Raw genomic sequence first — 11,740 nt, 5'->3', positions numbered from 1 at the left:
GGAGTGTCAATCAGACAGCATGCTGCAACAAAACCTCAGTTACCAATTTATGAGGGTGGTTTACCTCTGCATCAATTACAAAAAATCTTGAATTACATTGATGCACATTTAGAACGAGACATCAAACTTACAGATTTAGCTCGATTGTTGGATATGAGCCAATTTCACTTCAGTCATTTATTCAAACAATCAATTGGGATTTCTCCCTACCAATACTTGATTCAGCAACGGGTTGAACGGGCGAAGAAGTTGTTGAAACAAACAGATCGATTAATTGTGGATATTGCTTTGGAGTGTGGGTTTAACAGTCACAGTCATTTAAGCAAGAAGTTTAGACAATTTACCGGGATGACACCGAAAGCATATAGAGCTAGCTAAATCAATACGATTTTTACAGTAAAAGCATAAAGTTTTAATTGAGTAGCCAAAAGTAAATTTTACGCGATCGCCAGAATTGTTGGGTAGAATGAAGCAAAAATAAAATTCAAACAAAACCTAACTCAGCGATCGGCAAAATCATCTTAAAATAAATTAGATACTAATTGAATATGAATCAATTCAGCATTTTTACTACTTATAAGCCATTACCAATTAGGACGAATGGAGCCCAATAGTAAGGATGAGCAAAATTTGTTTTTGTCTTTGTACTTTGGCTTGAGTCTGTTAAAGCTTCTGAAGGAACTATCCCACCAGCACGCTTAATATCATCTAGTTTAAATTTCTTACCGTAAAGAAGTTTTAATTGTGCTAAACGCATAGCTTCAGCTTTTGTGATTGGTGTTTTGCTGGTAGCTAGATTTTGATAGAAGTTTTGCATCAGTTCGCTAGTACTTTGGTCTGCAACTTGCCATAATGAAGCCATTACTGATTTTGCACCTTTATTAATAAAAGAATAGGCAAGACTTGCAATTTCGACACCATCTTGACGCTCATTTGCAAGGGCTGTTTGACAAGCGGATAGTACTACCAAATGAATATTATTTAAACCTGCTAAAGTTTTAATTTTGGGTATTGCTAATTTTTTGCCATTTCCTAATAGCAAATATGATGCGTTTTTCTGCTCTGGAACAAATTTTCCATGAGTCGCAAGGTGTAATATTTTGTTACCTGTAAGATTATCTCGCAAGCTCTTATAATCGAAGGATTTATTGAGATATTCTTTACCTGGGTATATCCCTTTATCCTTGCTACTACTTCTAACAATTGTATCAACTTCTTTAGGTACATTATTTAAGGCAGAGAAACCAGGAAATGCACTCGAGACTCCCATTGCTAAAACGCTTGTATTTTGAGCTTGTGCGGGTAGTCTGCTGCTAGTATCTGTTAAGTCTGCAGAAAGTACATTATTAATCGTGTAGTTTTCAATTAAATATTGCTTACCGTCATATAATGCACTCATGGGAACATAGCGGGTGACTCGATCGAGTGCAAACACCAGATTTTTAATTTTATTTTGTTTAAGTTCCCCTTCCAAGGGCTTAATTAGCCAGTTATAAAGCTTTTGACTCACTGGTTTGATTTTGGCAATATCCGCAGCACCGCAATAAGAACGTTTTTCGCATTCTTCCATTAACCCACGGAATTGTTTAACAGTATTTCCTAATTCATCCCGAGATACTTTGACTTCGAATTTTTTCGCTGCATCACCGGAATATAATAACAACCAAAGTTTATCTTCCATCACTAATGGATAAATCATCACCGTATTCGGTTGTGCTTTGACAAGATCTACCGCTTTGGGACTATCAGGACGAAATGCACCGGGGTCGTTCGCTAGGCGATCGCGAATTTCTGTTTCGATTTTTTCTAAGTCTCGGTTAAACTCATTGATTGAAGCTGTGAGTCTGTCATTGAGCTTACTTTTATCTTTGCAGTTTGTGCGATCGCATTCACTGATTTGTCTAGATAAAGCTACTATCGACTGACTTCCAGTTTTAATTTTTTGTTCGCTTTGATTTAGGGGTAATTGAGTTTTTGTTGTGTCTGTTTTATCTTTAGCAAAATCGCGGATTTCCTGGATTTTCAATAAATCTAATACCTGTCGTGCTTCAGCTTGTCTTCCTTGAGAAATCAACAATTCTGCTAGTTCGCGATAAATATCAGCAGTTTTAGTTCCTTTGAAATCAATAACCGTATCCAAGAAAGATTTTTGTAACTCTGGGGGTAAACCTTCGATTCCGCGACGAAATTCTTCAATACCGTTGACTGCTTGTTTGTAATAACCAATAGCAATGCTAGGTTGATTTAATTTGCGATAAACCCGACCTAAACCAGCATAAATACCAGACTTGTCACCAGTTACGTTTTCAGGAGTTTGAATTGCAAGTGCTTGTTGATATGCTTTGATTGCTTCTTGATTTCTACCAAAATTGTAATGCAAGCTCCCTAAAAGACTAAGTGCACCTTTTTCAAATACCGGATTTTCAACTCTTCTTGCAAATTCTAAAAAGCTTTGGGCTGATTTCATTGCATTCGCATCATTACCCAACTCACCATAACCAATACTTAACATTCGATGAGCAAAAGCTTGTAGTCTAGGTACTTTAATTTCCTGGAAAATGGTTAAAGCTTGTTGAGATAGCTCTACAGTTTTTTGTGGTTCTCCTTGAGTAAAATAATTACCTGCAAGAGATAATAATGCTATACCTTCACTACGACGGTTTTTCAGTTTTTGTGATGTCGTTAGTGCTTGTTGATAAAAATTACGGCTTTTTGGGTAATCTCCTAAACTACTGTAAATATCACCTAAACTGAACTGAGGAGAAATCAAAAGATATGAACTATCTTTAAGCTCTTGAGCAATTTGCAAGCTTTTCTGCGTTAGTTCTAAAGCTTTCTGATAATTTTTCTGTGCAGCGTAGTAATCACCAAGACTATTCAAAGCGATGAGTTCCAAGGGATAATTTTTTAATTCTCGTCCGATTTTCAATCCTTGCTCAATCAATTCTTTGGCTTTAGTATATTCACCAACTATTCTATAAGCATTACCTAAATTAATTAGTAACTTTGCTTCTTTGTCAGGTTTATTAATCTTTCTCGCTTTTGTTATTGAAGGTTGAGCAACAGCAATGACTTTTTTATAATCCCCCAATTGATTATACATTTCACTCAGACCAACTGAAGCTGTTAGTTCTCCCTGAAAGTTTGAAATTTCTTTTGATGTCGCTAAAACTTGTTTTGCTGTTTGTATACCTTGTTCATATTTTCCTTGAAGCTTATATGCGTTAGTCAGATATATTAAAGCTAATATCTTTCCAAACTTATTACCACTTGTTTTTGCTATTCTTATAGCTTGCTTTGCAGTTTCCTCAGCTTTAACTGTGTCTCCTAATAAAATATAAATTTGACTCAGACTACCCAATACACTAATGCTATACACCTCAAGATTTCCTTTTTGCACTAAAGCATAAGTTTGTTGTGCAAATTCTAATGCTTTTTGATAATTCCCTTGTTCGCGGTAAATATCACTGAAGGTATCCAACGCTTGATATTCTAAGTTGGAGTTTTTCAATTGTTTAGCAATTATTAGAACCTTCTCAATTGTTCCCAGGGCTAAAGTATAATTTCTTTGTTTATTATAAATATTGCTCAGCTTAAGCAATGCATCTGCTTCTATTTCTGGTTGTTTAATTTGTTGCGCGATTTTTAAAGCCCTCTGAGAGAATTCAGTTGCTTTTGGTAAATTTTCAAAAGGATTATCATACAAAGAAGCTAAATCAAGCAGCGCTTTTACTTCTAGCTGAGGTTTTTGAAGAGATTGAGCTTTTTTTAAGGTTTTCTGAGCAAAATCTAGTGCTTGATTATATTTTCCTAAAGCTTGGTAACTAGAACTTAATCCATATAAAGTATAAAATTCATATTCAAGCAATACCCCTTTTTGAACAGGTAATAGCTTATTAGTATTAATTTGTCTTAGTACAGCCAAAGATTCTTGGTTTGCTTTCAATGCTTTTTCATGGTCTCCTATAGCATTGTAAGTAACAGATAAACCCATTAAAGTACTTAATTCACTTAATTGGTCTTTCTGCAATCGATAAATTTCTAATTCTCTAAGACTATTTTTGATAACTCTATCACGTTTTCCCCATTGAGTGTAAATCAAATTTAGTTGTGATAAAGCAGATGATTCTATATCTAAATCCTTGACTTCTCGTGCAAGCATTACTGATGTTTGTAAAACATCTAAAGCTTTTTGGTAATCTCTTGATAAGATATAAACCTGACCCAAATTACTTAAAGCATCAGCTTCTAGTTTTGATTTTTTTAGTTCCCTTGCAATATTTATAGCTTCTTGAGCGTACTCAACCAAACGGGAAGCAGAAGTACCCTTTGTAGTAATGTAAACTGGTATTAGCCAATTTAGTCTGTACAATTCGTCAAGACGAAGATTATTTTCTCGTGCAAAAGCTAAAGCTTGCTCACCAACTTCTACAGCACGTTTTTTGTTATTCTGTATGAAGTAAATCCAAGCTAAAGCAGCAATCCTTCTAGCTTCAGCAAGGCGGTTGTCTGTCTCACGGTTCACTAATTTCGCTTTTTCTAATGCTGCAAAAGCGCTATTATAGTTATTTAGTTCAGCATATACTTGCGCAATTGCATAGAGAGTAARGCCTGATTGAAATTTATCTCCTACTTCTTCTTGAATAGTTAAAGCTTGCTGTAGAAATTCTAATCCTTTTGCATGTTGATTTAAGCCATAACTGTAAACCGATCCAATCCTTGCAAGGCTTTTACCTTCTCCTTTCTTATCTTTTACTTCATGACGAATAGCTAAGGCTTGCTGTAATAACTCTAAAGCTTTGTCATATTCTTTCTTAAGATAATAAACAAAACCAATATTATCTAAGGTTTCTCCCTCACCTTTTCTATCTTTTAACTCCCGACGAATAATTAGAGCTTGCTGTAAAACTTTATTTGCTTTATCAGGTTCTTCTAAACGGTTATAAACTTCACCAATGTTATTGAGAGTTTGAGCAATTCCTGCTCGATCGCTCTGCTGTTTTCGTATTTCCAACACTTGCTCATAGGTTTGTAATGCTTGTGGAAATCTCCCACGACGAAACTGTTGTAACCCTTGCTCAAATAGCTTATCTACTTGTGTCTTTGGGTTATCAGTTGTGGTTGTTTGCGCTAAAGCTTTGGAATAATGATCACTCTGTCCCGAAAGAAACGGAGGAATAGCATTAGAGAAGAACACAGAACAAGTCACTAGGAGAAGATATCTGAAGCGATAATTCATTATTAAATCCTTTCAAAACCAAATAAGTGATAGTAGTGGTGCGTTTGTTTCATTGATTTTGACTGTTTTTTTGGTCGTCAAAATACTCGTAGAGACGCAGCATGCTACGTTTCTACAACAGGTCAAGGCTAATGAAGCAAACTAGTCAAATATGAGTCAAGTCAGTATTTTGAGTATGTGCACTCAAAATTGGAAGTCATCAATCCGTTCTTCTTCCTTTACTACCCCCTCAACTGACGGAATCAAAGCTTCCTACGATTTTTGCTACTGCTTACCACTTGTCTGCTAAGCTTTGTGAGCTATGTTATTTTATTTGCACATTATCACAGGATGTATGCTATCTGATTACATCTTCAAATCAAATTATTTTTAGATTGACTTTATAAATCATCTCACAAACCACCTCTAACTGCTTGACACTCATGTATATTTCTAGAGGAAGAGGGGTTATGCAGTTTTTGATAAAGAAGAAGGAACGAAAAAATAGTCGAAAAATTATACCAATTTAGAAAAATAATCAGACAAATAGATTTCTGTAGAGATGTAGCAATGCTACGTCTCTACCGGAGAATCTGTTGCAATGATTTATTGAATTGGTATTAAATTTACAAATTAAACTTGCAAAAAAATAGAACATAATATCAGACGGTTATCAGTATTAATGACTATCTGATATCATGCTCGATAAATTGATTATTGAAGAATTGATATTGGAACCGAGTTTACGCCGTTTCAGTTAAAGCCTTTGTACCAAATGACGCAACTTTTGTTTTCTATCTTTACTGGCGATCGCAGTGAACCAGGCGCTAACAATATGAGGTGCAGCCATTAAAGCACCAAGGTGTAAACGCCATTTATTCCAAGTGGTAATTGCCCTTAATAGAGGCAAAACATGCCAAAAGCGATTAATTGAACAAACAAATCCATCGCCCAAAGAAGTAACTTCATGCCACCATCCAGCAGGAATAAAGAGGATTTCACCTGGTTTGAGAATTACTTCATAACCGTGAGAAAGTGCCTGTTCAAACTTAGGGAATTTTACTAGGTCAGGGCGTTCAGGATATACTTGTGAGTAACTACCACGCAATTTTAAACCGTAGCGCAAATAATTAAGTATTGACAGTGGGTAAAGGTTGTAAGTTTGAGAAGGTGGAAATAGTAGGACCCGCTTTGAACCATATAACTGTATTAGAGTACCATCCATTGGATCGTAGTGGAGTGGTGCAACATGATTACCTGGAGCAACCCAAAGGTTAAGGCTGGTAGCTGGCATCTTAAAACCCATTTGTGCTTCAGCCTGTTTAAGTTCGGATATATTTTCAAGAGGTGTATTCTTTAAAGAACATCTACCGAGATAAATATCGTTGTTATAGGCTTCTTGGCTTCGTAGCATTTGAGCATATTTACGAAATGTCATGCTGCGAGACTCAACACCACTACCAATGTTAGACCACTGACTTTTTTCCTGGTTATACCTTTCCCAACCATTGACACGAAATGGATATTCACCATCTCCTAATTTTTCACAGAGGAAGTCTAAATCCCAAGTAGGCATAGAATCAAGCAATCCAGTAACCACTACTGGAATACCATCAAATTTATACTTTTGGAAAAAATTTTCTGGAGTTAGGGAGGTTTTATTAATTCGTACAACTTTCTGAAAAGAATAGTTTGTTGAGGACGAATTATTTTTGTCAAATTTTTTTTCCATTGACCTGTATTGAGCTGTTAATAAAGGTAAATGTTGGCCCTAATTGTAGTTTGATTATTTATTTGTAATCAAACAATCTAACTAACGGTAGGAATCTGTAATTTTTAGTTATTTGGGGTTGTGTCACTAAAGTTTAAAGATGCTGATGTATTTTGAAGAAGTATTAATTATTGTGTATATATATTTACCAGTTTATAAATAATAATTTTTTACCACTGTTAATTAACCTCTCCATATTTTCTCTGACTCTTTTTCAAAAATCAAATCGGATTTCTATATAAGTTTTCCAAAAAAAACTTGCAGCCATATTCGAGGATACTTCTGGTGCTCTTGGTGTTCTTCCTTACTTTTATCTTTACTATGGTGGGTTAGAGCCAGTAAAACTTAAACAAGAAAATACTCCACCTACCCTAGAAGCTTAAACAGATATTAGATGGATAGTAAAACACTGATATCGAGTATATCATGATGTTTTACTTATATACCGATGGACATATCTGTTAGGACATCACATTTTGCTTCAAAGGAAAGAACGCTCAAAATCTACACTTTTTCAAAGCGCATCCACCGCAAGTTTTTGCACGCATCTGCGGTGTTAGTACCTATCCTGCGGATGTTTGGACGCACTACGTGTTCATCCGCAGGATGCGTCCAAACACCTCCGGTGCGTGCGTCAACAAACAGCTTGCTGTGTCCAAATGCGTACGTAGCGTAGCGGGTTCAAACGAGAAAGGGAACGGGAAAAGGGGGACAGATAAATGTCCTAAAGGTAAAGAAAAAACTGCATAACCCCAAATCAATCAAGAACTAAGAATAAACGACAGCAAAAATTATGGGAGATAAATCAAATCAGCATCAATTCAAATCTATGACCAATGTCAATAATCAAGTCATGAATTTTTCCAAATATTGGATGCTAGTAACAATTGATGGGATGGGAGAGCGCAAACTCAAAGAAATCGCACTTGCAAAGACTTTTATGATCGATGTTTTTGCTAATTTAAGGGGTATTGATGAAATGTCAGATACCTTAATTCAAAAGCAGTTATTTAACTTGTTTGAGAATAACACGGGCGAGCAAAGTCTTCTTGCACAACGCTCTTTACTTTGTTTTATCTCTTGGAATATTGAGCAAGTCTGCTTACAACTTGTCAGACAGTTTGGAACTTTTCATGGATTTACTCAACGGGATTTATTACCCTATGTTCTAGATGATGATGGTAGCTTACAACCATCAAATAAATATCAATGTGTATCTAGACAAATTTTACAAACTTTCAACCCAGAAAAAAGTAGTCTTAGCAGTTGGACGAGCAGAAAAGTTAAACAGCACGATCCATTGAATAAATTTCTTTTGGAATGTGGAGTATATCTTATTAGTGATTGGGCTATTCTCAATGATACTAAAACTCAACAATTACCAAAGATTTTAGGTGAGTTTCATTCCTTAACATCAATTGAAATTGAGCGATCGCAAAAAATCCTTGCAGCATATCACAGTATATATCGTATAGAAAGACTAGAACAACGAGGTCGAGGGTATAGGGGAAGGTGTAAGGTACCGACAACTGAACAACTGGAGAAAATTCGAGGAATATTAAATCAAACAGAAATGTCTAAATTTTCCCATGAAAGATTATTAGGAGAATTACAACAACTTGCGAGTCAACTGAGAGAATATCGGATTTATGTGCGGGGTGGTAAATTTATTAGAGATTCTTTAGACGAACAGCTAAATCAAAACTATACTTTATTAGAAAATATTCCAGCTGAAAATTCGGAAAATCTGACAATAGAAGTTGATCGCACTCAAGAATTTTTGAAAGCTTATCGTTTACAAATGTCAAATTGTTTAGATAGTGCGCTAAATTCAGTTGTGCGATCGCGAGTGGGAAAACTACAGAAAAAAAATGTAGATAAAGCAAACAACTTCACCACAGCATTATATTTATTTCACTGTGAAAGGTTATCAATGAGTGAAATTGCAAAAAAATTAGGTTTACGGGCCCAAGATACAGTAACTCGATTATTAAAACTCAAAGAATTTCGTGCTGATGTACGACAAGAAATATTATTAAGATTACGAGAAAACATTCTGGAACTAGCTCAAAGTTATTCTACTCCAGAACGTTTAAAAAAATTATATTTACAAATTAATGAAGCTATAGAAGAAGAAATCAATAAAGTAATTTCCCAAGCTGATAAGGAAGCATCGACAATTAAGAGCAATGTTCCAATGAGTTGTTTTTCTCAAACCCTTTGCAAACAATTAGAAGAAAGAAGAAAAATTCATGACTCATAAATTAAACTTTATATTTTTTGATTTTCGCTATCGACGAATACTATTTTTTAGCTCAAAATTAAAAATTCAAAACCTAAAATTCAAAAATATCTAAATTCCATTCCCATGAGTACTTTACTAATGTCTACCCATTTTGAACCTTTACCGATTGAAACAATTTATCTTGATTCTGAAGATATTAGTCGGGCTGTAGAAGTTAGCAACAAAATTCCTAATTATTCGCGTCAATGGCAAACTTATTTAAATGCTTTGACGTTATGTATTTTTGAAAAATGGTTAGAAGAACGTTATAACACCCTAACTGTTGATTGGGAAGAATCTACAATCAATAAACCAGCATTAGCAAATCTAATTCCAGCCACTACTAACTTGAAAGTTGGTGAATTTAAAATTTGTTTAATTACCATTCCCAGTATTTTTGAAGAACAAGTATCTCTATCAAAAATAGTCGTAGATATTCCAGAATTTGTTCCTTACTTTTATGTTTTAGTAGAAGTTTTGGAAGAACAAGAATGTGGTTGTGTTAGGGGATTTCTTTCTTATTCTAAATTACTTGAAAATCTTGAAAATATCGGGACTATAGAAAAAAACTCTCTACAAACAGACTGGAATTATCAAATACCTTTAACTTGTTTTGAAAATAATCCTAATAACTTACTATTATATTTACGCGCTTTGGAACCAACAGCTATTTCCTTACCTGCAATCCCAAGCGATCGCAGGGAAATATTAGCAGCCATGGAGAGCGAATTCGTAAAATTATTACCTAACTTGCGATCGCCAGAAACAGAATTTTGGCAAGTTTTAAATTGGGAACAAGCAACAGCAGTTCTTACCAATATTGAATTAGTTGATTGGATATATAATCTACAGATTCAAACACGAAATCATCAAACACAAAATAATCAAACTCAAAACCATCAAACTCACAACTTAGAATTAAATACTAGTGTAAGAGATTTAATTCAATTACTCGTACAACCTGCGATCAATGTCGGACGTTGGTTATGGGATGAATTAGATGAAGTCGGAGAGCAACTATCTTGGACATTATTACCCAGCTTTGCATCTGCTACAGCTTTCAGAAGTCCTCTAGAAGAATTTGAAGCAATTAAATTACAACTGGAAACTCAAGGTATAGAAATTTCCTCAGTAGCACGATCTGGATACCATGATTTTGTCTTAGCTGGTATTCCCTTGAGATTATATGCTGTGACATGGAATTCATCTACAGAAAATGAGCCTAGTTCCTGGAGTTTACTATTAATTTTAGGTACACCTGTACCAGATACTTTACCGGAAAATTTGAAGTTACGAGTCAGCGACCAAACTGGTATTTTAGTCGAGCAGGGGGTAAATCCAGAGCAAGTTGAATCTTATCTGTATACTTGCGTGGCTGGAAATTGGAATGAGAAATTTATTGTAACTGCGAGTTTAAGCAATGGTGTGGAAGTCACATTACCACCATTTGCGTTTGATATTAGGCGATGATTTTTTATTAATAACACAATTCACCCAGGGATAACCTAATTAAATTCGTTACGATGCAAGCTTAGCAAAGTATTTCCATGGAGAAGTAGCAATTCGAAATATTTGATTTCTGGTAATGAGCAAGAATATTTCCTATAGATTCCTCATAAAGATTGCATACCCTGTATGATGCTCAGAACTATATGTGATTAGCAAAGAATTTATGCAGCATGTTGAGACAAATAACGCAATATTCGTTGTAAGGATTCCTTAAATTAGTTGTGGCTCAAAAAAAGTGAATCAAAAAACCTTAGTCCGAAAAACTCAAATCATCAGTTGCACGAAATTAGCGTCCTTTTCAGTCACATTTGCAATGGTACTGGGATTGCTCGTGAGTATACCCAAGGAAGTTGGAGGAGAAACCCAGCCAACACCTTCAGCCCAACAGTCAGCAGCACTGGAGGAAGGTAAGCGGTTATATCAAGAAGCTTTGAAGTTGAAGGAGGAAGGAAAATATACACAAGCGATTCCTTTGGCGGAACGTTCACTGGCAATATTAGAAAAGTTATTAGGTCAAGAATATCCTATTGTTGCTACTAGCCTTAATGATTTGGCATTACTTTATAAAAAAAGCGGSAGTTATGAGAAAGCACAACCACTCTATCAGCGATCGCTAGCTATTAGAGAGAAGATACTAGGTGCATATCATCCCCATGTTGCCACTAGCCTCAACAATTTGGCACAACTATACCGGGCACAAGGGAGTTATGAGAAGGCACAACCACTCTATCAGCGATCACTAGCAATTTTTGAGAAGGTGTTCGGTGCATATCATCCCGACGTTGCAGCAAGCCTCAACAATTTGGCACAACTGTATGAAGAACAAGGGAGCTATGAGAAGGCAGAACCACTCTATCAGCGATCGCTAGCTATTAGCGAAAAGGTACTGGGTGCATATCATCCCCAAGTTGCAGTAAGTCTCAACAATTTGGCAGTACTATACAAGACACAGGGAAAC

General features: G+C 35.5%; 6 protein-coding genes. 4 read left to right on the top strand and 2 right to left on the bottom strand.

Annotated features, from left to right (window positions below):
• Positions 1–3 precede the first annotated feature (3 nt).
• Positions 4–378: a helix-turn-helix domain-containing protein gene (locus BC008_RS35430; protein WP_235595989.1), complete on the top strand. Its 375-nt coding sequence runs from the start codon at positions 4–6 to the stop codon at positions 376–378.
• A gap of 196 nt (positions 379–574) precedes the next feature.
• Here BC008_RS35430 and BC008_RS35425 read toward each other — a convergent pair whose 3' ends face one another.
• Positions 575–5,239, bottom strand: a complete 4,665-nt coding sequence (locus BC008_RS35425; RefSeq protein WP_082650711.1) for a tetratricopeptide repeat protein — start codon at positions 5,237–5,239, stop codon at positions 575–577.
• A gap of 736 nt (positions 5,240–5,975) precedes the next feature.
• Entirely contained in the window at positions 5,976–6,950 is a 975-nt protein-coding gene (locus BC008_RS35420; RefSeq protein ID WP_027845046.1) for a cupin-like domain-containing protein, read from the bottom strand.
• Positions 6,951–7,782: 832 nt separating this feature from the next.
• Between BC008_RS35420 and BC008_RS35415 the strand changes: the two genes are divergently transcribed.
• The 3 genes from BC008_RS35415 to BC008_RS35405 all read left to right on the top strand — a co-directional run.
• Positions 7,783–9,252 carry a hypothetical protein gene (locus BC008_RS35415; protein WP_235595990.1) on the top strand — a complete coding sequence of 490 codons (1,470 nt, stop codon included), beginning with the start codon at positions 7,783–7,785 and terminating at the stop codon, positions 9,250–9,252.
• A gap of 120 nt (positions 9,253–9,372) precedes the next feature.
• On the top strand, positions 9,373–10,743 hold the full coding sequence (locus BC008_RS35410; RefSeq protein ID WP_235595991.1) for a DUF1822 family protein: 1,371 nt from the start codon (positions 9,373–9,375) through the stop codon (positions 10,741–10,743).
• Positions 10,744–11,017: 274 nt separating this feature from the next.
• A partial coding sequence (locus BC008_RS35405; RefSeq protein WP_235595994.1) for a tetratricopeptide repeat protein occupies positions 11,018–11,740 on the top strand: 723 nt, incomplete at its 3' end.

The organism is Mastigocoleus testarum BC008 (assembly GCF_001456025.1).
Taxonomy (GTDB): domain Bacteria; phylum Cyanobacteriota; class Cyanobacteriia; order Cyanobacteriales; family Nostocaceae; genus Mastigocoleus; species Mastigocoleus testarum.
The sequence above is the reverse complement of the archived record's forward strand: the minus strand, read 5'-3'. Positions and strand labels throughout refer to the sequence as shown.

What these genes read in the sequence shown, in the direction of transcription:
- BC008_RS35420 (WP_027845046.1), bottom strand. Translation starts at nt 6,950, where the DNA reads ATGGAAAAAAAATTTGACAAAAATAATTCGTCCTCAACAAACTATTCT.
- BC008_RS35415 (WP_235595990.1), top strand. Translation starts at nt 7,783, where the DNA reads ATGGGAGATAAATCAAATCAGCATCAATTCAAATCTATGACCAATGTC.
- BC008_RS35410 (WP_235595991.1), top strand. Translation starts at nt 9,373, where the DNA reads ATGTCTACCCATTTTGAACCTTTACCGATTGAAACAATTTATCTTGAT.